This window comes from Paraburkholderia sp. HC6.4b (assembly GCF_014200875.1).
Taxonomy (GTDB): domain Bacteria; phylum Pseudomonadota; class Gammaproteobacteria; order Burkholderiales; family Burkholderiaceae; genus Paraburkholderia; species Paraburkholderia tuberum.
Window position 1 is genome coordinate 55,029 of sequence record NZ_JACHDC010000024.1, and the last position, 22,011, is coordinate 77,039.

Annotated in this window: 18 protein-coding genes and 1 riboswitch; of the genes, 5 read left to right on the plus strand and 13 right to left on the minus strand. The window is 65.3% G+C overall.

Going from position 1 to position 22,011, the window contains the following annotated elements:
- The first annotated feature begins 166 nt into the window (after nucleotides 1–166).
- Complete coding sequence (locus HDG34_RS31430; protein ID WP_184065840.1) at nucleotides 167–934, plus strand: DUF969 domain-containing protein; 768 nt, start codon at nucleotides 167–169, stop codon at nucleotides 932–934.
- Nucleotides 931–1,887: a DUF979 domain-containing protein gene (locus tag HDG34_RS31435; protein ID WP_184065843.1), complete on the plus strand. Its 957-nt coding sequence runs from the start codon at nucleotides 931–933 to the stop codon at nucleotides 1,885–1,887. The genes HDG34_RS31430 and HDG34_RS31435 overlap by 4 nt, the downstream gene beginning before the upstream one ends.
- 65 nt (nucleotides 1,888–1,952) lie before the next feature.
- Here the strand turns inward: HDG34_RS31435 and HDG34_RS31440 are convergent, their stop codons facing one another.
- From HDG34_RS31440 to HDG34_RS31495, 12 genes are all read right to left on the minus strand, one after another.
- Nucleotides 1,953–3,203: a TraB/GumN family protein gene (locus tag HDG34_RS31440; protein ID WP_184066046.1), complete on the minus strand. Its 1,251-nt coding sequence runs from the start codon at nucleotides 3,201–3,203 to the stop codon at nucleotides 1,953–1,955.
- Nucleotides 3,196–4,215, minus strand: a complete 1,020-nt coding sequence (locus HDG34_RS31445) for a peptide ABC transporter ATP-binding protein (RefSeq protein WP_090802569.1) — start codon at nucleotides 4,213–4,215, stop codon at nucleotides 3,196–3,198. Before HDG34_RS31445 ends, HDG34_RS31440 begins: the two co-directional genes overlap by 8 nt.
- The gene (locus HDG34_RS31450) at nucleotides 4,212–5,216 is read right to left on the minus strand and encodes an ABC transporter ATP-binding protein (RefSeq protein ID WP_184034804.1); all 1,005 of its coding nucleotides are present in this window, start codon (nucleotides 5,214–5,216) and stop codon (nucleotides 4,212–4,214) included. The genes HDG34_RS31445 and HDG34_RS31450 overlap by 4 nt, the downstream gene beginning before the upstream one ends.
- Before the next feature lie 2 nt (nucleotides 5,217–5,218).
- The gene (locus tag HDG34_RS31455; protein ID WP_090802566.1) at nucleotides 5,219–6,136 is read right to left on the minus strand and encodes an ABC transporter permease subunit; all 918 of its coding nucleotides are present in this window, start codon (nucleotides 6,134–6,136) and stop codon (nucleotides 5,219–5,221) included.
- A 6-nt stretch (nucleotides 6,137–6,142) separates the two neighbouring features.
- Nucleotides 6,143–7,153, minus strand: coding sequence for an ABC transporter permease subunit (locus HDG34_RS31460; protein ID WP_090802564.1), 1,011 nt, complete (start codon nucleotides 7,151–7,153; stop codon nucleotides 6,143–6,145).
- A 155-nt stretch (nucleotides 7,154–7,308) separates the two neighbouring features.
- Complete coding sequence (locus HDG34_RS31465; protein ID WP_184065846.1) at nucleotides 7,309–8,940, minus strand: ABC transporter substrate-binding protein; 1,632 nt, start codon at nucleotides 8,938–8,940, stop codon at nucleotides 7,309–7,311.
- A 192-nt stretch (nucleotides 8,941–9,132) separates the two neighbouring features.
- Nucleotides 9,133–10,791 (minus strand): ABC transporter substrate-binding protein, encoded by a 1,659-nt coding sequence (locus HDG34_RS31470; protein ID WP_260321399.1) that lies wholly within the window; start codon nucleotides 10,789–10,791, stop codon nucleotides 9,133–9,135.
- A gap of 158 nt (nucleotides 10,792–10,949) precedes the next feature.
- Entirely contained in the window at nucleotides 10,950–11,780 is an 831-nt protein-coding gene (metF, locus tag HDG34_RS31475) for a methylenetetrahydrofolate reductase [NAD(P)H] (protein ID WP_176078847.1), read from the minus strand.
- Nucleotides 11,781–11,791: 11 nt separating this feature from the next.
- The gene (locus HDG34_RS31480; protein WP_090805530.1) at nucleotides 11,792–12,145 is read right to left on the minus strand and encodes a phage holin family protein; all 354 of its coding nucleotides are present in this window, start codon (nucleotides 12,143–12,145) and stop codon (nucleotides 11,792–11,794) included.
- Between the two features lie 172 nt (nucleotides 12,146–12,317).
- Nucleotides 12,318–13,736: an adenosylhomocysteinase gene (ahcY, locus tag HDG34_RS31485; protein ID WP_184065849.1), complete on the minus strand. Its 1,419-nt coding sequence runs from the start codon at nucleotides 13,734–13,736 to the stop codon at nucleotides 12,318–12,320.
- A gap of 33 nt (nucleotides 13,737–13,769) precedes the next feature.
- Nucleotides 13,770–13,904: riboswitch (S-adenosyl-L-homocysteine riboswitch) on the minus strand.
- Between the two features lie 65 nt (nucleotides 13,905–13,969).
- Nucleotides 13,970–14,695, minus strand: coding sequence for an LrgB family protein (locus HDG34_RS31490; protein WP_184065852.1), 726 nt, complete (start codon nucleotides 14,693–14,695; stop codon nucleotides 13,970–13,972).
- Nucleotides 14,692–15,183 (minus strand): CidA/LrgA family protein, encoded by a 492-nt coding sequence (locus HDG34_RS31495; RefSeq protein ID WP_184065855.1) that lies wholly within the window; start codon nucleotides 15,181–15,183, stop codon nucleotides 14,692–14,694. Before HDG34_RS31495 ends, HDG34_RS31490 begins: the two co-directional genes overlap by 4 nt.
- Nucleotides 15,184–15,295: 112 nt before the next feature.
- Between HDG34_RS31495 and HDG34_RS31500 the strand changes: the two genes are divergently transcribed.
- Nucleotides 15,296–16,264 (plus strand): LysR family transcriptional regulator, encoded by a 969-nt coding sequence (locus HDG34_RS31500; RefSeq protein ID WP_184065858.1) that lies wholly within the window; start codon nucleotides 15,296–15,298, stop codon nucleotides 16,262–16,264.
- Nucleotides 16,265–16,323: 59 nt separating this feature from the next.
- On the opposite strand, the gene HDG34_RS31505 is transcribed toward HDG34_RS31500, so the two are convergent.
- Nucleotides 16,324–17,985 carry a GMC family oxidoreductase gene (locus tag HDG34_RS31505; RefSeq protein ID WP_184065861.1) on the minus strand — a complete coding sequence of 554 codons (1,662 nt, stop codon included), beginning with the start codon at nucleotides 17,983–17,985 and terminating at the stop codon, nucleotides 16,324–16,326.
- Nucleotides 17,986–18,302: 317 nt separating this feature from the next.
- Between HDG34_RS31505 and HDG34_RS31510 the strand changes: the two genes are divergently transcribed.
- Together HDG34_RS31510 and HDG34_RS31515 are read left to right on the plus strand one after the other, a co-directional pair.
- Nucleotides 18,303–19,991 (plus strand): isovaleryl-CoA dehydrogenase, encoded by a 1,689-nt coding sequence (locus HDG34_RS31510; RefSeq protein WP_184065864.1) that lies wholly within the window; start codon nucleotides 18,303–18,305, stop codon nucleotides 19,989–19,991.
- 109 nt (nucleotides 19,992–20,100) lie between these two features.
- On the plus strand, nucleotides 20,101–21,519 hold the full coding sequence (locus tag HDG34_RS31515; protein ID WP_184065867.1) for a coniferyl aldehyde dehydrogenase: 1,419 nt from the start codon (nucleotides 20,101–20,103) through the stop codon (nucleotides 21,517–21,519).
- Nucleotides 21,520–22,011: the final 492 nt, after the last annotated feature.

Consider the following 22,011-nt stretch of genomic DNA (forward strand, 5'->3'; position numbering starts at 1 on the left):
ATGCCCGCTGCAAACCCACGGATGCCGACGCGCATTCACGGGGCAGGTAAAGAGAGTTCGACGCGGCCGCAGAGCCGCGGCAGCATGCCGGCGCATGAGGCCGCATGCACCGGTTCACGTCAGCCGCCACCCGCGGCGAAGTTGAATAGCCTCTTTGGAGATCCTGATGCAGACAACTGTCAGTCTATGGCCGCTCATCGGTGTGGCCGTCATCATCGTTGGCTTTCTGTTGCGCTTCAATCCGATGCTGATCGTGGCCGTCGCCGCGATCGTCACCGGTTTCGCGGCGCACTTCCCGCCGGAAAAAATCCTCGCGCTGATCGGCACCGGCTTCATCAAGACGCGCAACATCCCGCTGATCATCCTGCTGCCGCTCGCGGTGATCGGCCTGCTCGAACGACACGGCCTGCGCGAGCGCGCGCAGGCGTGGATCAGCAGCATCAAGGCGGCGACCGCCGGACGTCTGTTGATCGTCTATCTGCTCGTGCGCGAGCTGACCGCCGCGGTCGGCCTGACCGGGCTCGGCGGCCATCCGCAGATGGTGCGTCCGCTGATCGCGCCGATGGCCGAGGGCGCGACCGAGAACCGCTTCGGCAAGATCGGCGACGCGGTGCGCTTCCGGCTGCGCGCATTCTCGGCCGCAACCGACAACGTCGGCCTCTTTTTCGGCGAGGACATCTTCGTCGCGTTCGGCGCGATCGTGCTGATGACGACTTTCCTGAAGGAAGCGGGCATCGTCGTCGAGCCGATTCACGTCGCCGTGTGGGGCATTCCGACCGCGATCAGCGCGTTCATCGTGCATGGCTTCCGGCTCTGGCTGCTCGACCGCCGGCTCGAGCGTGAATTGCGCGGCAAGGCGCCGGGCGGCAGTTCGAGCGCGACCGCCGCATCGACGCCGCCGTCGGCCACGCGTGCTACCGGAGACGAAGCATGACCTTCACGATCACCTATCTGTTCTGGTTGCTCGGCATCGTGCTGCTGATCGTCGGCGGCATGATCGTCACGGACCTCGAGCATCCGCGCCGCCTCACCGCGGGCGGCTTCTGGATTCTTTACGCGCTGATCTTCCTGATCGGCGACCGGCTGCCGCCGGCCGTGGTCGGCGTCGCGGTGATCGCGATGGCGCTGATCGCGGGCTTCGGCGGCGTCACCGCGGGCAAGCCGAAGACGCTGTCGCTCGAAGCACGTCAGGCGAGCGCCGCGCGACTGCGCAACAAACTGTTCGTGCCCGCGCTGACGATTCCGGTCGTCACCGTGATCATCACGCTCGCGGCAAGCCATCTCGTGTTCGGCGGTGTGCCGTTGATCGAGAAGGCCAACGTCACGCTGATCGGCTTCGGTCTGGGCTGCGTGATCGCGCTCGCGATCGCCTGTGTGATCACGCGCGACACGGTCGGCCAGTCGATGAAGGAAGCGCGCCGCCTCGTCGATGCGCTCTCGTGGGCCGCGGTGCTGCCGCAGATGCTCGGCATGCTCGGTCTGGTGTTCTCGGACGCGGGCGTCGGCAAGGCGGTCGCGCACGTGACCACGTCGTATATCAGCCTCGAGTACCGCTTCGTCGCGGTGGCCGTGTACTGCATCGGCATGGCGCTGTTCACGATGGTGATGGGCAACGGCTTCGCCGCGTTTCCGGTGATGACGGGCGGCGTCGGCGTGCCGATCCTCGTCGGCGTGTTCCACGGCAACCCGGCCGTGATGGCCGCGATCGGCATGTTCTCCGGCTACTGCGGCACGCTGATGACGCCGATGGCCGCGAACTTCAACATGGTGCCGGCTGCGCTGCTCGAATTACCCGACAAGAATGCGGTGATCAAGGTGCAGATTCCGACGGCGTTGATGCTGCTGGTGATCAATATCTTTCTGTTGAATTTCTTGATGTTTTTGTAGGGCTGCTGACAAGCGCGTCGTTTTGACAACCGGGATGTGAGCAGACGCAAACGGTCTTGCGCCGATCAACTCGCCTCGACCACGAAGCCGTGCTGCCGCAACAGCTGCAGCACGCCCTTCGGCCCACCCAGATGCAGCGCGCCGATCGCGACGAACAGCGGCTTGTTCGGCGCGGCGAGCTGCAACATTCTCGCGACGAAGCGGCGATTGCGCTCGTAGACGATCCGGTTGTCGATCGAATTGGAGACGCGCGGGTCGCGCGCGAGCTTCTCCGATTTGGCAGCCTGCCACGCGGCGATCGCATCGGCATCGCCGACCCGCCACAGCCGGTGCAGCGTGCGCACGTCCTCGACGTTCTGCGCGGGCGTCTGCACCAGATCCTGCGCGAGCATCTCCCGCTGCTGCGCGGCCGACAGTCCGGTGAACGCGCGCATCTGTTGCGCGAGCGTTTCGAGTCCGACGATCTTGCCGCGCGTCTTCAGATAGACGTTCTGCAATTGCGCTTCGGTGCCGTATTCCGTTTGCAGCCCCGCGGACAGCGAGTCGTAGGTCTCGACCACCAGCGACGCGAGCCACGGCCGCATCTTTTTGATCGCATCGAGCGCGGCCGGGTTGCCGCGCAGCCGCAACGCGAGCTTGTGCCACAGCGGCTCGGGCAGCAGACCCGGCAGGCAGTCGTGCTTGCACACGCCGTACTTCGACACGTCGTCCTGCGACACCAGCAGCTCGTCGGGCGACAGTTCGAGCGCGAGCGTCGGCGACGCGGCGAGCGCCGCGAGGATCGGCGCGCGGAACGGCTGCCCCGCCGGATAGTCGGCGGGATCGCCGACGTGCAGCGTGCCGAGCACGTAGATCGTCGTACTGCCGCGCGTCGCGACATAGAACGGCATGCGCGCCGGTTGCTGGCGCACCGGGCCGCTCGCCGTGGTGCCGGGGACCGGGGGCGGCGCAATTGACGGCGGTGGCGGGCTTGGCGCCGTGACGGCAGGACGGGCCGCCTGGGCTGGCGCCTTGGCCGCCGCGCCGGCCGCGTGAGCGATGCAGGGTACGGCCGCGCCGACCGACAGCGCGCAGCCTACGCGAAATAAAGCGGACAGCGACGCGGGAAGAAATACGGAGAAAAAGGCGCGCGCGAGCGCATGAACAAACGCGCAGAGAAACGGGCGAAAAAACTGGCCGGCGAACCTTCCAGCAAATGCGCCGCAGGGCGCGGCGCCTCCCAGCGCACGCGCCCCGCGGCGCCGCGCGAAGGCGGCTATCCAGCCGCCCTCACACAAGCGGCGCGCAAGACGACGCGCCGCCACCACATCAGGCATCCACGTCCCCCACCTCTTCAGCGCGGTGACAGGAGACCAGGCGGCCATCCACTTCTCGCAGCTTCGGCTCCTCGCTGCGGCAGCGGTCGATCACGTACGGGCAGCGCTGATGGAACGTGCAGCCCGACGGCGGATTCAGCGGCGACGGCATTTCGCCTTGCAGCTTGATCTTGATCGTGCGGTCGGCCTCGAAGATCGACGGGGTCGCCGACATCAGCGCGCGCGTGTACGGATGACGCGGCTTCGAGAAGATGCGCTGCTTGTCGCCGAGTTCAGCGACGCCGCCGAAGTACATGACCATCACGTCGTCGGCGATATGCTCGACCACCGACAGGTTGTGCGAGATGAACACGTAGCTCGTCTTGAACTCGTCCTGCAGGTCCATGAACAGGTTCAGGATCTGCGCCTGGATTGAGACGTCGAGCGCCGAGACCGGTTCGTCGGCGACCACGATCTGCGGATCGAGGATCATCGCGCGCGCGATCGCCACACGCTGGCGCTGGCCGCCGGAGAACATGTGCGGATAGCGCTTCGCGTGCTCGGGCCGCAGGCCGACCGTGCGCATCATCTGCGCGATGCGCTCGGCGCGCTCGGTCGCGCTCATCTGCGTGTTGATCGCGAGCGGTTCGCCGAGCGTCTGCTCGACGGTCTTGCGCGGATTGAGCGACGCAAACGGGTTCTGGAACACCATCTGCACGCGGCGCCTGAGCGCCGCGATCTTCTCGTGATTCGCGCCGGCCACGTCCTCGCCGTCGATCAGCAGGCGGCCCGCGCTCGGCGTTTCGATCATCGTCAGCTGACGCGCGAGCGTCGACTTGCCGCAGCCGGACTCGCCGACTACCGCCAGCGTTTTGCCGCGGTCGAGCGCGAACGACACGCCGTTCAGCGCCTTCACCGTGCCGTGCGCGAACATGCCGCGCTTGACCGTGTAGTAGCGCGCGAGCTGGTCGGCGACGAGCACGTGATCGCCAGTACGATCCGACTGGCGACGGGTTTCGGGTACTGCGCTCATCGGGCGCCTCCTTGCGTGTGAACGTTGGCGTCCTTCTCGAGGTTCAGCGGCTTGATGCAACGCACGCGCGTGAGCTCGGCGTGCGCGGGCAGCGGCGCGAGCGCGGGGCGGGCCTTCATGCAGTCGTCGACCACGTACTTGCAGCGCGGCGCGAACAGACAACCCTTGGGCCGGTCGTCGCGGCCCGGCACCATGCCCGGCAGCGCCGCGAGCCGCACCGCGCCGACGTTGTGCTCGGGAATCGCGGCCAACAGCGCTTCCGTGTACGGATGATGAGGCGCGGCGAAGATGTCCGGCACCTTGTTCGTCTCGATCACCTCGCCCGCATACATCACGGCGACGCGCTGCGCGACCTCGGACACCACGGCCAGATCGTGCGAAATCAGCACGAGCGCCATGCCGCGTTCCTTCTGCAGGCGCATCAGCAATTCCATGATCTGCGCCTGGATCGTCACGTCGAGCGCGGTGGTCGGCTCATCGGCGATCAGCAGCTTCGGGTTGCAGGCGATCGCCATCGCGATCATCACGCGCTGGTTCATGCCGCCCGACATCTGATGCGGAAACGAGCCGATACGGTTCTTCGCGTCCGGAATGCCGACCTGATCGAGGAGTTCGAGCGCGCGTTTGTCTAGCGCGCTGCCGCGCAGGCCCTCGTGCAGCTTCAGCACTTCCTTGATCTGATAGCCGACCGTGTAGCTCGGGTTCAGGCTCGTCAGCGCGTCCTGGAACACCATCGCGATGTCCTTGCCGATGATCTTGCGACGTTCCCTCGCGGAAGCCTTCAGCAGGTTCTTGCCGTCGAACGTGATTTCGTCGGCGGAGACCTTGCCGGGCGCGTCGATCAGGCCCATCAGCGCCATCATCGTCACGCTCTTGCCCGAGCCCGATTCGCCGACCACGCCGACCACTTCGCCCGGCGCGACGTCGAGATTGATGCGGTCGACCGCGGGCAGGCCACCGAAGTTGACCGCGAGATTGCGGATGGTCAGTAGATTGCTCATGATCAGGCCATCCGTTTCAGTTTGGGGTCGAGCGCGTCACGCAACCCGTCGCCGAGCAGGTTGATCGCAAGCACCGAGATCAGGATGGACAGGCCGGGCATCGTGACGATCCACCATGCGCTGTCGATGTAATCGCGCGCCGACGCGAGCATCGCGCCCCACTCCGCCGACGGCGGCTGCACGCCGAGGCCGAGGAAGCCGAGCGCGGCGGCATCGAGAATCGCCGACGAAAAGCCAAGGGTTGCCTGCACGATCAGCGGCGCGGTGCAGTTCGGCAGCACCTGCGAGAACATCAGCCGCAACGTGCTCGCACCCGCGACGCGTGAAGCGGTCACATACTCCTTCTGCAACTCGCCCTGGGCGGACGCGCGCGTCAGACGCACATAGCCCGGCAGCGCGACGATCGCGATCGCGAGCATCGTGTTGACGAGACCCGGACCGATGATCGCGACCACCGCGACCGCGAGCAGCAGCGACGGCAGCGCGAGCAGCACGTCCATGATGCGCATGATCGGCGTGTCGGCCCATTTCTCGAAGAACGCGGCAACGAGGCCGAGCACGACGCCCGGAATCAGCGCGAGGACCACCGAGACGAAGCCGATCCAGAACGACAGCCGCGCGCCGTACATCAGACGCGAAAGGATGTCGCGGCCCGCTTCGTCGGTGCCGAGAATGAACTTCCAGTTGCCGCCGTCGAGCCACGCCGGCGGGATCTTCACGGAGTCGCGGTATTGCTCGATCGGGCTGTGCGGCGCGATCAGCGGCGCGAAGATCGCGATGAAGACCAGCACCAGCACGATGATGCCCGCGCCGACCGCACCGCGGTTGCGCGAGAAGTTCGCCCAGAATTCGCGTGCCGCGATGCCGCGGCCGCTCGGCGGGGTAACCGCTTGGGGGACGGTGTTTTGAATGTCAGCCATCGTGATTTACCTCGTATGGCGAATGCGCGGGTTGAGCACGCCGTACAGCAGATCGACGACGAGGTTCACGACGATCACCAGCGTGGCGATCAACAGGATACCGCCCTGCACGACCGGATAATCGCGCCGGCCGATCGCGTCGATCAGCCACTTGCCGATGCCCGGCCATGAAAACAGCGTTTCGGTCAGCACCGCGCCCGCAAGCAGTGTGCCGACCTGCAGGCCGATCACGGTGACGACCGGAATCAGCGCATTGCGCAGCGCATGCACGACGATCACGCGTCCCGGCGACAGCCCCTTCGCGCGCGCGGTGCGGATGTAGTCCTCGCGCAGCACTTCGAGCATCGACGAGCGCGTCATGCGCGCGACGACCGCGAGCGGAATCGTGCCGAGCACGATCGCGGGCAGGATCAGGTGACTGAGTGCGGATTTGAACGCGCCTTCGTCGGTGGACATCAGCGAGTCGATCAGCATGAAGCCGGTCACGTGCGGAATGTCGTATTCGACCGCGATGCGGCCCGACACCGGCGTCAAGCCGAGCTTGACCGAGAACACCATGATGAGGATCAAGCCCCACCAGAAGATCGGCATCGAGTAGCCGGTCAGGGCGGTGCCCATCACGCCGTGATCGACCACCGTGCCGCGCCTCAGCGCCGCGAACACGCCCGCCGGCAGGCCGACGATCAGCGCGAACAGCATCGCGCAGAACGACAGTTCGACGGTGGCGGGAAAGCGCGCGAGGAATTCGCCCATCACGCTCGTGTTGGTGATGATCGAAGTGCCGAGGTCGCCGTGCACGGCGCGCACGATGTAGTGGAAGTACTGCATTGGCAAGGGCTCGTCGAGCCCGAGGCGGTGCATCGCGGCCGCATGCATGGCCGGATCGACGCCGCGCTCGCCCATCATCACTTCGATGGGGTCGCCCGGGATCAGGTGAATCAGCGCGAACGCGAGGATCGTGATGCCGATGAACGTCGGTATCACCATGCCGATGCGGCGCAAAACGAAGCGGAACATGGTTCGCTCCCATGGTACTGGTGATGAAAAAACGCAACCGGCGACGAGGGCTCGTGACCCCGGTCGCCGGACCATTTCGACCAGTTTTCTAACCGTGCGAAAAGTGTACTGTGTTGCGGCGTACTGTATTGCGGCCTACTGCGCGAACTTTACGATTACTTGACGCTGACGCCGTCGAAGCGCGCGTAGCCGAGCGGTTCGATGCGCATGTCGACCACCTTCTTGCTGACCGGCTGATAGACGGTCGAGTGCGCGATCGGCGAGAACGGCAGTTGCTGCGCGAAAATATATTGCGCTTCGCCGTAGATCTTCGTGCGCGTCGCCACGTCCGAAGTCGTGCGGCCCTTCTGGATCAGATCGTCGAACGGCTTGTAGCACCACTTCGAGAAGTTGTTGCCGTTGATCGCCTCGCAGCCGAGCAGCGTGCCGAGCCAGTTGTCCGGATCGCCGTTGTCGCCGGTCCAGCCGATCAGCATCGTGTCGTCTTCGCCCGCGTGCGCGCGCTTGATGTACTCACCCCATTCGTACGTGACGATCTTCGCCTTCACGCCGATCTTCGCCCAGTCCGCCTGGATCATTTCCGCCATCAGACGCGCGTTCGGGTTGTACGCGCGCTGCACCGGCATCGCCCACAGCGTGAGGTCGAAGCCGTTCGGGTAGCCCGCCTTCGTCAGCAGATCCTTCGCCTTGGCCGGATCGTACGAGGCGGCCGGCAAGTTCTTGACGAACGACCATTGCGTCGGCGGCATCGGGTTCGTGGCCAACTGGCCCGCGCCCTGGTAGACCGACTCGATGATCGCCTTCTTGTTGATCGCCATGTCGAGCGCCTGGCGCACTTCGAGCTTGTCGACCGGCTTGTGCGTCACGTTGTACGCGAGATAGCCGAGGTTGAAGCCCGGTTGCGACGGCATGTCGATGTTCGGCTCGGCCTTCAGCGGCGCGATGTCGGCCGGGCGCGGATAGCTCATCACCTGGCATTCGTCGCGCTTGATCTTCTGCACGCGCACGCCGGCATCCGGCGTGATCGAGAAGATCAGCTTCGAGATCTTCACCGCGCCCGGCTTCCAGTAGTCGGGATTGCCGTCGAAGCGGATCGTCGCGTCCTTCGTGTAGCTGCGGAAGATGAACGGACCGGTGCCGACCGGGTACTGATTGATGTCGGCGGCCTTGCCTGCCTTGAGCAGCTGATCCGCATATTCAGCCGACAGGATCGACGCGTATTCCATCGCCAGATTCTGGATGAACGGCGCGTTGACTTCCTTCAGCGTGAACTTGACCGTGTACGGGTCGACTTTCTCGACGCTCGTGATCAGCTTGTCGAGGCCCATGTCGGTGAAGTACGGGAACTGCACCGGATACGCCTTGCGGAACGGCTGGTTCGGGTCGAGCATGCGCTGGAACGAGAAGACCACGTCGTCTGCGTTGAATTCGCGCGTCGGCTTGAAGAACGAGGTGGTCTGGAACTTCACGCCATGACGCAGATGGAACGTGTAGGTCTTGCCATCGGGCGATACATCCCACTTCTCCGCGAGGCCGGGCTCGACCTTGGTGCCGCCGCGTTCGAACTCGACGAGGCGGTTATAGACGGTGAACGTGTTGGCCGTGAAGTCGACGCCCGTCGTGTATTGGGCCGGATCGAAACCCGCGGGACTGCCTTCCGAGCAGTAAACGAGGGTTTTGTTCGGGATCCCAGCGGCCTGCGCGCTCGTGACGCCAAGCAGGGATGCCGCTGCGGCAGCGACGAGCGTGGACCTACGCGCGACGCGCAACAGATTGTTTTGCTTCATGTTTCCTCCAGGTTCAGGGCCGGCTTGCGCCGGCGTAGCGGGATATTACTTGAGCTTGGGCCGGCGACCAAGCGGAGCAAAATCCCTCTGTTGACGACAGGAAACACTTGCGCAAACGTTTTGCCACGGGCCGGGCCGCCCGTTCGGGCCGCCCGGCGACGAATGCGGCGCAAAAAAACGCGCCGCGCCCGCTTATTTCACCCCAACCCCCAGGAATTGCGTCGGCCCGAACGGATCGATCTTAAAGCCCGTCACGTTCTTGCTGATCGGCTGATAGACGGTCGAATGCGCGATCGGCGTGAACGGCACCTGGTCCTTGAAGATCTCCTGCGCCTGCGTATAGGCCTTGGTGCGATCGGCCATGTTGGTGGTGCTGCGGCCCTGCTTGATCAGATCGTCGTAAGGCTTGTAGCACCACTTCGAGAAGTTGCTGCCGTTGACCGCGTCGCAGCCGAGCAACACGCCGAGCCAGTTGTCAGGGTCGCCGTAGTCACCCGTCCAGCCGATCAGCATCGCCTGATGCTCGCCGGCGTGCGCGCGGCGAATGTACTCGCCCCATTCGTACGTGACGATATTCACCTTGACGCCGATCTTCGCCCAGTCCGCCTGCAGCATTTCGGCCATCAGGCGCGCGTTCGGGTTATACGGGCGCTGTACCGGCATCGCCCACAGCGTCAGCTCGAAGCCGTCGGGGTAGCCCGCCTGCTTCAGCAGCGCTTTCGCTTTGTCGACGTCGTAGGGCGCGTCCTTCAGGTTCTTGTCGTAACCCCATTGCGTCGGCGGCATCGGGTTCGTCGCGAGCTGGCCCGCGCCCTGGTAGACCGCTTCGATGATCGCCTTCTTGTTGACCGACATGTCGAGCGCGCGGCGCACTAGCACGTTGTCGAGCGGCTTTTTGGTCGTGTTGTACGCGATATAGCCGAGGTTGAAGCCCACTTCGCTTGGCATCGCGAGCGACGCATCGGCCTTCACGGTGGGGATGTCGGCGGGGCGCGGATACGACATCACCTGGCATTCGCCGCGCTTCAACTTTTGCAGGCGCACGGCCGGATCGACCGTGATCGCGAAGATCAGCTTGCCGAGCTTCGCGACGCCCGGCTTCCAGTAGTCGGGATTGCCGTCGAAGCGAATCGTGTCGTCCTTCGTATAGCTGCGGAAGATGAACGGGCCGGTGCCGACCGGGTACTGGTTGATGTCGGACGCCTTGCCCGCCTTCAGCAGCTGATCGGTGTATTCAGCCGACAGGATCGACGCGAACGGCATCGCGATCTGCTGCAGGAACGGCGCGTCGACTTCCTTCAGCGTGAAGCGCACCGTGTACGGATCGACCTTCTCGATTTTGGCGATGTTCTTCGCGAGACCGAGGTCGTTGAAATACGGGAAATTGACTGGATACGCCTTGCGGAACGGGTTCTCGGGATCGAGCATGCGTTCGTAGGTGAACACGACGTCGTCCGCGTTGAATTCGCGGGTCGGCTTGAAGTACGACGTGGTCTGGAATTTGACGCCGTGGCGCAGATGGAACGTATAGGTGAGGCCGTCGGGCGACACGTCCCACTTTTCGGCGAGTCCTGGCTCGATGTCCGTGCTGCCGTGCGCAAATTCGACGAGCCGGTTATAGACCGTGTACGAGCCGGCGCTGAATTCGACGCTGGTCGTGTATTGCGCGGTATCGAAGCCCGCCGGGCTGCCTTCGGAGCAGAACACCAGCGTCTTGTCGGGCAGCGTGGCCGCCTGCGACGCGGCGGGCGCGAGGCCGCTCGTGGCGACCGCGAGCGCGGCGAGCGCCGGCAGGCAGAACTGGTGAAGCGCGAACAGCCGGTGTGTCGCAGTCTTTCTTGTCACTGTCATATCGTCCTCCGCACAGCAGCCGGGTTAGCTGCGTTTCGATGATAGACAGCCCAAAAATGAGCTTCAACAGGGACTTACCACGCTATTTGGGACAAATTTGCGACCCATGCCAGACTGGCGGGGACCGCGCGGCCGTTGCAGCCGCGCGGGCATCGCAATTACACGGCGAGCCGTTCGCAGATCGCCTTGGTCGACGCGGCCGCGTTCAGCGTATAGAAGTGCAGACCCGGCACCTTCGCATCGACGAGCCGTTGACACAGAGCCGTCACCACGTCGAGCCCGAACGCGCGGATCGACTCGCGGTCGTCGCCGAAGCTCTCTAGCCGGCGCGCGATCCAGCGCGGCACTTCGGCGCCGCACATTTCGGAGAAGCGCATCAGCTGCGAGAAGTTCGTGATCGGCATGATGCCGGGCACGATCGGCACGTCGACGCCGAGCTGGCGCGCATCGTCGACGAAACGGAAGTACGCGTCCGCGTTGAAGAAGTACTGCGTGATCGCCGAGTTCGCGCCGGCTTTCACCTTGCGCGCGAAGTTTTCGAGATCGTGACGCGGCGAGCGCGACTGCGGATGGTATTCCGGATAGCCCGCCACCTCGATCCAGAACCAGTCGCCGAACTCGGCACGGATGAAGCTGACGAGCTCCGACGCATAGCGCAGCTCGCCGACCGCGCCCATGCCCGAGGGCAGATCGCCGCGCAGCGCGACGATATGGCGGATGCCGTACGCGCGGTACTCGTTGAGGATCGCGCGCAGGCTGTCCTTCGACGAGCCGATGCACGACAGATGCGGCGCCGCCTCGAGCCCTTCCTTCGCCATGTCGACGACGGTATCGAGCGTGCCTTGCTGGGTCGAGCCGCCGGCGCCGAACGTGACGGACACGAACTTCGGTTTGAGCGACACGAGTTCCGCGCGCGTCGCGCGCAGTTTGTCGATGCCTTCCTGCGTTTTCGGCGGGAAGAATTCGAATGAGAGTTCGATCGGATTCATAGTCAAAAAGGTCAACCGAGACTGCGGTTGCCGAAAATGAGCGCGGACAGTAGCCACGACACGATGCTGTACAGGATCGAGCCGAAGAACGCCGACCAGAAGCCCGACACCTCGAAGCCCTTCAGCAGCGACGCGCACAGCCAGAAGCACAGCGCATTGACGACCAGAATGAAGAGTCCGAGCGTGAGGATCGTGACGGGCAGCGTCAGCAGGATCAGCAGCGGCCGCAGCAGCGTATTGATGAGGCCGAGCACGATCGCGACGATCAGCGCGGTACCGAAACTACGGATATGGATCGACGGAACGATGTAGGTGATGATCAGCAGCGCGAGCGCGTTGATGAGCCAGGTCAGCAGCACGGTCATGTAGAACTCCTTGTAAGCACCTGTGCGGAGAAGATGTCCAGCAAACGAAAGCCGCGCTGGCGAACAAAGCGGCGCATTGCGCGCCGCCCCGGGATCGGACCGTCAAGCTTTTACCGCCGCCCGCATGGCCGGGCGCGCGAACGCGCGCATCGAGCCGCGGACGGCCGCGTGCTTAATAGCGGTAGTGGTTCGGCTTGAACGGACCGTTCTTGTCGACGCCGATGTAGCCGGCCTGCGCGTCGGACAGCACGGTCAGGTTCGCGCCGATGCGCGCCAGATGCAGACGCGCGACCTTCTCGTCGAGATGCTTCGGCAGCACGTACACCTTGTTTTCGTACTTCGCGCCCTGCGTGAACAGTTCGATCTGCGCGAGCGTCTGGTTCGTGAACGAGTTCGACATCACGAACGACGGGTGGCCCGTCGCGCAGCCGAGGTTCACGAGGCGGCCTTCGGCCAGCAGGATCACGCGCTTGCCGTCCGGGAAAATGATGTGGTCGACTTGCGGTTTGATGTTTTCCCACTGGTACTGACGGGTCGACGCGACGTCGATTTCCGAGTCGAAGTGGCCGATGTTGCAGACGATCGCGTTATGACGCATCGCCTTCATGTGATCGTGGTTGATCACGTGGTAGTTGCCGGTCGCGGTCACGAAGATGTCGGCCTTGTCGGCCGCGTATTCCATCGTCACGACGCGGTAGCCTTCCATCGCCGCTTGCAGCGCGCAGATCGGATCGATTTCGGTGACCCACACGGTCGCGCCCAGACCGCGCAGCGATTGCGCGCAGCCCTTGCCCACGTCGCCGTAACCGGCCACGACCGCGATCTTGCCCGCGATCATCACGTCGGTCGCGCGCTTGATGCCGTCGACGAGCGACTCGCGGCAGCCATACAGGTTGTCGAACTTCGACTTCGTGACCGAGTCGTTGACGTTGATGGCCGGGAACGGCAGGCGGCCTTCCTTCTCCATCTGGTACAGACGGTGCACGCCGGTGGTGGTTTCTTCGGTGACGCCCTTGATTGCCGCGAGACGCTTCGAGTACCACGTCGGGTCGATCTCGAGGTGCGCGGCGATCGACTTGTACAGCGCGACTTCTTCTTCGTTGGTCGGCCTGGCGATCACCGAGCGGTCTTTCTCGGCCTTCGAGCCAAGGATCAGCAGCAGCGTCGCGTCGCCGCCGTCGTCGAGGATCATGTTGGCGAACTCGCCGTTCGGCCATTCGAAAATGCGGTGCGAGAACTCCCAGTATTCATCGAGCGATTCGCCCTTGAACGCGAACACCGGCGTGCCGGCCTGCGCGATCGCGGCGGCGGCATGGTCCTGAGTCGAGAAGATGTTGCACGAGGCCCAGCGTACGTCCGCGCCGAGCGCGGTCAGCGTCTCGATCAGCACGCCGGTCTGGATCGTCATGTGCAGCGAGCCGGCGACGCGCGCGCCCTTCAGCGGCTGCTGCGCCTTGTACTCATCACGGGTCTGCATGAGGCCGGGCATTTCGGTCTCGGCGATCGTGAGTTCCTTGCGGCCCCAAGCGGCGAGCGACATGTCGGCGACAACGTAATCCAGCTTCTGGGAATCGATGACTGCGGCGTTCATCACGCCCTCCTTTCTAAGAAATTGACTAGAAATGTGACGTGAGCGCGGTTTGAGGCAGCGTTCGGATTCGCGCGATGCGCATTCCATGCTGCCAATTGAAGCCTTCGAGCCTGGCGGGCGGCCGGCGAATGCGGATTCGCGGTACCCGTCGCAACGCTCCTCGAAGACGAACGGCGATTGTAGCAAATCGAGATGACTTCGGCGCGTGCCGGATGGTGCGGCAGCGCGCTGGTTCAGATCGGCAGCAGCCCCAGCATCGGCGCGAGCAGCACCATGGCGACGCCGGCGATCATCATCGTCAGGCTGGACACCACGCCCTCCTCGCTGCCGAGCTCGCGTGCCTTCGCGGTGCCGACGCCGTGCGCGGCCGCGCCGAACAGCGCGCCGCGCGCGAGCCGCGTGCGCAGCGGCACGATCGCGAGCACGATTTCGCCGAACAGCATGCCGCAGACGCCGGTCGCGATCACGAACAGCGCGGTCAGGTCCTTCGGCGCGTGAATCCTGTCGGACACGGCGAGCGCGAATGGCGTCGACACCGAACGCGTCATCAGGCTGCGCTGCAAGTCCGGCGACAGGTGCAGCAGCTTCGCGAGCATCAGCGAGCCGCCGACGCCGACCAGAATGCCCACCGTCACGCCGACGGACAGCGAGATCCAGTGGCGCTTCAACAGTGCGCGGTACTCGTAGATCGGCACGGCGAACGCGACCGTCGCGGGGCCGAGCAGCCACATCAGCCAGCGCGTGTCCTCGAAGTAAAGCGAATACGGAATGTGCGCGAGTACGACGATCGCGACGAGCGCGGCCGGCACCGTCAGCATCGGCGTGAGCCACGGCGAGCGCACGCGCGCATACAGCGCCTTCGACGCGAAGTACAGCGCGATCGTCAGCACGAGGCAGCCGGCCGCGATCAGGCGCGAGGCGTCGTCGGCCAACAGCGAAGCGAACGGGAGCGGGTTCATCGGCGCTCGTGCGACAGACTGCCTGCCTTACGCGCAACCCGCACGCGGCGCAGCGCGAAACGCCGTTCGACGCGCGCGGCCTGATCGACAGCGAACGCCACCGCGACCATCACCATCAGGGTGCCGGCGATCACCACCAGCGCGAGGCGCCAGCCGTCCGCGCGGAACAGGCCGCCGTATTGCACGGCGGCGACCGCCGCCGGAATGAAGAACAGCAGCATGTCGGACAGCAGCCAGTCCGCGCCGGCCTTGACCCAGCGCGGCGCAATACCGCCACAGAACAGCAGCGCGAGCAGCACGACGAGGCCGACCACGCCGCCCGGCACCGGCAGATGCAGCCGCCGCACGATGAAATCGGCGCCGATCCAGAGCGCCGCGATCGCGGCGCTTTGCACGGCGATGCGTGCGACACGGCCGAAACCACCCGCGACCCCACTTGAGCCGCCACGGGCGGGACGCACGGAACGGGCGAAAACTGGCGCGGACATGACATTCCCTGGCTGGCGTGGAAGGCACTTAGTATGGGGCCCGCCGCGCCATAAACAAAATGACTTACAATCATCGAAACCATTCCAAACTGGAATTCTGGAGACCACGCTCATGGAACTCCGCGCGCTGCGCTATTTCGTCGAAGTAGTCCGTCGGCAAAGCTTCACCGTCGCCGCTGAGCAGATGTTCGTCACGCAGCCGACCATCAGCAAGATGGTCAAGTCGCTGGAAGACGAAATCGGCTCGCCGCTGCTGCTGCGCGACGGCCGCCAGATGGTTCTCACCGACGTGGGCCGGATCGTCTATCAGCGCGGCCAGGACGTGCTCGCCGCGCACGCACAACTGCAGGCCGAGCTGAACGATCTCGACACGCTCGGGCGCGGTGAACTGGCAATCGGCATTCCGCCGATGGGCGGTGCGCTCTTCACCCCCGCAATCGCCGCGTTCCGCCAGCGCTATCCGAAGATCGAGCTGAAGCTGTTCGAGCAGGGCTCGCGCGCGATCGAAGCCGCGCTGATCAACGGTGAACTGGAACTGGGCGGTGTGCTGCAGCCGGTCGACCCCGACAACATCGACGTGCTGCCGATGTCGCGCGAGCTGTTGTGGCTCGTCGCGCGCGCCGGCTCGCGCTGGGATGCGTTGAACGAGGTGCCGCTCGCCCAACTCGCCGATGAGCCGTTCGTGTTTTACGGCGAAAGCCTCGCGCTGAACGACGTCGTGTTGAACGCATGTCGCGCGGCGGGATTTGCGCCCGCGATCGTCGGACGCAGCGCGCATTGGGACTTCATGGCGGCGCTGGTGCTGGCTGGCGTCGGCATCGCGCTGCTGCCCGCGCCCTATTGCCGGCGGCTCGATCCCGCGCAGTTCACCTGCCGCCCGGTCGTCGAACCGGAGATCCCTTGGGAGATGGCGATCGGCTGGCGCCGCAACGGCTATCTGTCGCACGCGGCGCGCGCGTGGCTCGACGTCGCGCGCGAAACGCTGCCGACACACGCCAGCGACGATTTCATACTCGGACCGGGGATCGGCTCTAACGGAATCACAGCGCCGCAAGGAGCTCTGCCACCCTCAGGTGAGTGACGGGCGGCCGCCGGCCGCGTTACGCCGCTCGCGTTTGCCGACCTCCTTGCAAACGGCGATCAAACCGCCTGCGCGGGCGTGTCACCTGGGTTCGGGGGCGTCACCGTCTCCGACCTCCCCGCTCCGTCTCGCCGGCTCGTCGCGATCAACTCCGCCGCCCGTTCGCCGATCATCACCGTCGGCGAATTGGTGTTGCCGCCGATCAGGGTCGGCATGACCGACGCATCGACGATCCTCAACCCCGTCACGCCGCGCACGCGCAATTGCGGATCGACGACCGAGCGCGCGTCGCCGCCCATCCGGCAGGTCGCGACCGGGTGATAGATCGTGTCCGCGCGCTCGGCGATCGTCTGCCGCAGTTCCGCATCCGATTGCCCTGGCCGCGTGTACAACTCCTCGCCGCCGTGCAGCGCGAGCGACGGCGCGCCGAGAATGCGCCGCGCCATCTTCGCGCCCTCGACGAGCAGATCGAGATCGCGCGCATCGCTCAGAAAGCGCGGATCGATCAGCGGCGCGACACGCGCATCGGCGCTTGCGAGCGTCACGGTGCCGCGGCTATGCGGACGCAGCACGCATACATGCAGCGAATAGCCGTGGCCCCAGTGCATATGGCGGTTGTGATCGTCGACGATCGCCGCGCAGAAATGCAGTTGCAGATCGGGCCGCGCGAGCGTCGGCCGGCTCTTCAGAAAACCGCCCGCCTCGGCGACGTTGCTCGACAGCATGCCGCGCCCGTGGCACATGAAGGTCACGAATTGCGGCAGCATCCGCGCGATGCCGCGCACCGAGAAACCGGTGGGCTCGATCGACCTCACGCGCTTGTTGATCGTGAAATCGATGTGATCGATCAGGTTCTGGCCGACCTCGGGCGCATCGTGAAGCACGTCGATGCCGAGCGAGCGCAGATGCGCGGCCGGCCCGATGCCCGAGCACATCAACAGTTGCGGCGAGTTGAACGCGCCAGCGGCGAGCACGACCTCGGCGCGCGCCGCGAGCGTTTCGGTGCGGCCGGCGCGCACGATTTCGACGCCGCTCGCGCGCTTGCGGTCGAACACGACGCGCAGCACGGTCGCGTCGGCCATCGTGTGCAGATTCGCGCGCGGCCGGTCGTAGATGTACGCGCGCGCGACGCTGCAACGGCGCCCGTCACGTTGCGTGACCTGATAGAAGCCGATGCCTTCCTGGTCCGCGCCGTTGAAGTCGTCGTTCGCTTTGTAGCCCGCTTCGAGCGCGGCCTGCACGAAGCGCCTGGAAAACGGATTCCTGAAGCGCAGATCGGACACGGTCAGCGGACCGGCCTCGCCATGCCACGCATCGGCGCCGCGCTCGTTGTCTTCGGCGCGGCGAAAATACGGCAGCACCTCGGCCCACGACCAGCCGTCGCAGCCGAGCCGCGCCCACTCGTCGTAATCGAGCGGATGGCCGCGCGTGTAAATCATCGCGTTGATCGCGCTCGATCCGCCGAAACCGCGTCCGCGCGGCTGATAGCCCTGGCGACCGGCGAGCCCCGGCTGCGGCGTGGTCAGGTAGCCGTAGTTGGTCTTCAGTCTATTCGGCACCACGGCCGCGACGCCGACCGGCATGTTCACCAACAGATTGCGCCCGGTATGCGGACCGGCCTCGATCAGCGCGATGGTCGCGTCGGGACAGCTATCCGCGAGACGGCTCGCGAGCGCGCAGCCGCCCGAGCCCGCACCGACGATGATGTAGTCGTATTGCATGCGCTCCTCCTGATGGGCCGCGTTGCTCGCGGACCCTGTCTCGTGCACACTTGTCTACGTGTGTTTTCTGCGCATTGTAGGGAGCGTATTGGGGCTGCGGCGGCTCCCTGACAGAACGATTCCTCTAAACGCCGGCGGCAACGCGCCCCTATGATGAAAGGCGCGTACGGCCCGCGCGCGGCTTCCAAACATGGCGCGACGCGCGTCCTCCTTCCGGCATGCGGCATCACGCGCGGCGCTCGAACAGATGCGACAAAGCGCATCGCGGATGCCGTCGGCAAAGCGGCGCACAATAAGCGAAAGCACGGAGACAGCAGATGGAACGGCACGGCTTCGGCCAGACTCACGAGGTGACGAATCAGGCACCGCCGCTCGCGGACTACAACCTGTTCGCGAGCGACGCCGCTTTGAGCGCGGCCGTCGATCGCGACGGCGCGAGCTGGCATCGCGAGGCGCTGCTGCGACACGGCGCGACGCTGACGACGCCCGACACGCTCGCGCTCGCGGAGCTCGCCAACCGCCATACGCCGGAGCTGGTCACGCATAGTCCGCGCGGCGAGCGCATCGACGCGCTCGAGTTCCATCCCGCGTGGCATGAACTGCTCGCGCTGCTGCGCCGCGAAGGGCTACACGCGCTGCCGTTCGCCGAGCCGCGAAGCGGCGCGATGGCCGCGCGCTGCGCCGGCTACTTCATGCATGCGCAGATCGAATCCGGCTCGCTGTGCCCACTGACGATGACATTCGCGAGCATTCCGGTGTTGCAGCGCGAATCCACGTTGTTCGATACGCTGCGCGACCAGTTGTACACACGCGAGCACGATCCGCGCGACGTGCCGCTCACGCAAAAGCGCTCGGCGATGATCGGCATGGGCATGACCGAGAAACAGGGCGGCTCCGACGTGCGCAGCAACCGGACGCGCGCCCATGCGTTCAACGGTGCCGGCGGACGCGGCGGCGCCTACCGGCTCGTCGGTCATAAATGGTTCTTCTCGGCGCCGCAGTGCGACGCCCATCTGGTGCTCGCGCGCACCGACACGCACGAGGGACTGTCGTGCTTTTTCGTGCCGCGCTTCGCGCCGGACGGCAGCAAGAACGCGGTGCAGATCCAGCGTCTGAAGGACAAGCTCGGCAATCGCTCCAACGCAAGCAGCGAAGTCGAATTTCTCGACGCGTACGGTGTGATGATCGGCGACGAAGGACGCGGCGTGCCGACCATCATCGAAATGGCGAGCTACACGCGGCTCGACTGCGTGATCGGCAGCGCCGCGCTGATGCGTGCCGCGCTCGTGCAGGCGGTCCATCATGCGCGGCATCGCAGCGCGTTCGGCCGGCACCTTGCCGAGCAGCCGCTGATGCGCAACGTGCTCGCCGATCTCGCGCTCGAATCCGAAGCGGCTACGGTGCTGTTCATGCGTCTCGCGCGCGCGTTCGAGGAATCCGCCGACGCGTCGTCGGCTTCATCGGCCGAACGCGCCTGGCGGCGCATCGTTACGCCTGCCGCGAAGTACTGGGTCTGCAAGCGCGCGCTCGAATTCACCGGCGAGGCGATGGAAGTCTGGGGCGGCAACGGCTACGTCGAAACCGGGCCGATGGCGCGCTTCTATCGCGAGGCGCCGGTCAACTCGATCTGGGAAGGCTCGGGCAACGTGATGTGCCTCGACGTGCTGCGCGCGATGGAGCGCGAGCCGCAGGCCGCGCAAGCGCTGTTCGCCGCCTGGCAGGACGTCGCGCGCGCGCATCCGGCGTTGGGCGCGGCACTCGCGCGCCTCGCCGCGACGCTGAACGGACCGGCCGAACAGCGCGAGGCGTCGGCGCGACGTATCGCGCAGCAGATCGTGCTGATCGCGCAGGCGACGCTGCTCGCGCAGCACGCGCCCGCCGGGGTCGCCGACGCGTTCATCGCGACGCGTCTCGCCGACGGCTGCGGCGAAAGCGGCCGCGTGTACGGCACGCTGCCGGCCACGTTCGATCACGCGGCGATCGTCGAGCGCGCCTTTCCCGCGTAAACGCGGCGGGCGCGCAAACCCCGAGCGCACCGCTCGCAACTCCGACTCAACCTCAAACCAAGATAAGCGCGCTCGACGCGCACGGTCATCCATCTGGGAGTGGACTCACATGAAGAACGATGTGCCGCAGGTCGCCGCGCTCGAAGCACTGTTGCGCGATCAACGTCATGCGTATCTGCGCGCGCCCTATCCGTCGTGGGACACGCGCGCGACGCATCTGCGTGCGCTGCGCAAGCTGATGCTCGACAATCGCGACGCGCTCGCCGACGCGATGCACGCGGACTTCGGCAATCGCGCGAAGGAAGAAGTGCTGCTCGCCGAATTCCTGCTCGTGAAGGAAGAGATCGACGCCGCGCTGCGTCACGGCAAGCGCTGGATGAAAGCGCAGCGCCGCCGCACCAACAAGTGGCTGCTGCCGGCGCGCGCGAAGGTGGTGCCGCAGCCGCTCGGCGTGGTCGGCATCATCGTGCCGTGGAATTATCCGGTGCTGCTCGCGGTCGGGCCGTTGATCAGCGCGCTGACGGCCGGCAATCGCGCGATCATCAAGATGTCCGAGCTGACGCCGCGCACCTCGGCGCTATTCGAGCTGCTGATCGGTCAGACGTTCGCGCGCACTCACGTCGCGGTCGTCAACGGCGATGCGGCGCTCGCGGCCGCGTTCAGCGCGCTGCCGTTCGATCATCTGCTGTTCACCGGCTCGACGAAGGTCGGTCACGAAGTAATGCGCGCGGCGGCCGAGCATCTGACGCCGGTCACGCTCGAACTCGGCGGCAAGTCGCCGGCGCTGATCGGCGCGCATGCGCGTTTCGACAACGCGGTCGACAATCTGATCGCCGGCAAGACGCTGAACGCGGGGCAGACCTGTGTGGCGCCCGACTACGTGCTGGTGCCGCGCGGCAAGGAGCAGGCGTTCATCGAACGGGCGCGCGTGCGGATGGCGAGGATGTATCCGGACTTCGCGCAGAACCCGGATTACACGTCGATCATTTCTTCGCGGCACTTCGAGCGGCTCGAACGTCTCGCCGACGAAGCGCGGGCTGCGGGCGCGCAATTGCATGCGCTGACCAACGCGACGCCCGATGCCGGGAGCCGGCGCTTTCCGCTGATCGCCGTGACTGGCGCGCCGGACGAATGCGCGCTGATGCAGGAGGAGATTTTTGGGCCGCTGTTGCCGCTCGTGCCGTACGACACGCTCGACGACGCGATCGCGTGGATCAATGCGCGGCCGCGGCCGCTGGCGCTTTATCTCTATGCCGACGATGCGCGGACGGTTGAGCGTGTCACGCATGAAACGATCGCCGGCGGCATGGCGGTTAACGAGACGCTGATGCATCTGGCATGTGAGAGTTTGCCGTTCGGCGGGGTCGGGGCGAGTGGGATGGGGGCGTACCACGGGTACGAGGGGTTCGTTACTTTTTCCAAGATGAAGCCCGTGCTCGTGCAGGCGCGCTTGAATGCGCGCGGGTTGATTTCGCCACCGTACGGGAGACGCGTGAACGCGGTGTTGAAGTTGATGATGAGATTCTGATTTAGCCCCTGGGCGGGGTGAGGCCTTTTTTTGTCTTTGTTCTTTGCGGTGTTGGCCTTTCCTTGTTGTCTTATCGGTCTATTAGCGTTGCCCCTGTGCGGGGCGGCACCTACTTTCTTTGCTGCTGCAAAGAAAGTAGGCAAAGAAGACAGCTAAAACCGCCAACTCTTAAGCGGGTCCCCTGGCTTGGAGGGGGTAGTGGTGCATCTGGAATCCGTGCCCCCGCACATTCCGCCGTTCGTGACAAAGCCGTCATCCCTCCCACTCCGCACTACGTGCGTCGCGGACGGGTCTGCTTGGGAAACCAATGGTTTTGCCCGCGCAGCGGGGGCCGTCGGCTGCGCCTCGGCGATGCGCCGAAACCACCAGTGGTTTTTGAACGGGGTTTCGGCGCGCGTAGCGCCGCCGGAAGAATGACTGCCTTGTCACTGGCGCCGAATGTGCGAGGGCACGGATTCCAGATGCACCACTACCTCATGCAGACCGAGGGAC

Coding starts and splice junctions, on each gene's coding strand:
- HDG34_RS31495 (WP_184065855.1), bottom strand. CDS start 15,183: ATGTCCGCGCCAGTTTTCGCCCGTTCCGTGCGTCCCGCCCGTGGCGGC.
- HDG34_RS31470 (WP_260321399.1), bottom strand. CDS start 10,791: ATGACAGTGACAAGAAAGACTGCGACACACCGGCTGTTCGCGCTTCAC.
- HDG34_RS31465 (WP_184065846.1), bottom strand. CDS start 8,940: ATGAAGCAAAACAATCTGTTGCGCGTCGCGCGTAGGTCCACGCTCGTC.
- HDG34_RS31455 (WP_090802566.1), bottom strand. CDS start 6,136: ATGGCTGACATTCAAAACACCGTCCCCCAAGCGGTTACCCCGCCGAGC.
- HDG34_RS31430 (WP_184065840.1), top strand. CDS start 167: ATGCAGACAACTGTCAGTCTATGGCCGCTCATCGGTGTGGCCGTCATC.
- HDG34_RS31450 (WP_184034804.1), bottom strand. CDS start 5,216: ATGAGCAATCTACTGACCATCCGCAATCTCGCGGTCAACTTCGGTGGC.
- HDG34_RS31515 (WP_184065867.1), top strand. CDS start 20,101: ATGAAGAACGATGTGCCGCAGGTCGCCGCGCTCGAAGCACTGTTGCGC.
- HDG34_RS31445 (WP_090802569.1), bottom strand. CDS start 4,215: ATGAGCGCAGTACCCGAAACCCGTCGCCAGTCGGATCGTACTGGCGAT.
- HDG34_RS31460 (WP_090802564.1), bottom strand. CDS start 7,153: ATGTTCCGCTTCGTTTTGCGCCGCATCGGCATGGTGATACCGACGTTC.
- HDG34_RS31440 (WP_184066046.1), bottom strand. CDS start 3,203: ATGCCTGATGTGGTGGCGGCGCGTCGTCTTGCGCGCCGCTTGTGTGAG.
- metF (WP_176078847.1), bottom strand. CDS start 11,780: ATGAATCCGATCGAACTCTCATTCGAATTCTTCCCGCCGAAAACGCAG.
- HDG34_RS31435 (WP_184065843.1), top strand. CDS start 931: ATGACCTTCACGATCACCTATCTGTTCTGGTTGCTCGGCATCGTGCTG.
- HDG34_RS31480 (WP_090805530.1), bottom strand. CDS start 12,145: ATGACCGTGCTGCTGACCTGGCTCATCAACGCGCTCGCGCTGCTGATC.
- HDG34_RS31500 (WP_184065858.1), top strand. CDS start 15,296: ATGGAACTCCGCGCGCTGCGCTATTTCGTCGAAGTAGTCCGTCGGCAA.
- ahcY (WP_184065849.1), bottom strand. CDS start 13,736: ATGAACGCCGCAGTCATCGATTCCCAGAAGCTGGATTACGTTGTCGCC.
- HDG34_RS31505 (WP_184065861.1), bottom strand. CDS start 17,985: ATGCAATACGACTACATCATCGTCGGTGCGGGCTCGGGCGGCTGCGCG.
- HDG34_RS31490 (WP_184065852.1), bottom strand. CDS start 14,695: ATGAACCCGCTCCCGTTCGCTTCGCTGTTGGCCGACGACGCCTCGCGC.
- HDG34_RS31510 (WP_184065864.1), top strand. CDS start 18,303: ATGGAACGGCACGGCTTCGGCCAGACTCACGAGGTGACGAATCAGGCA.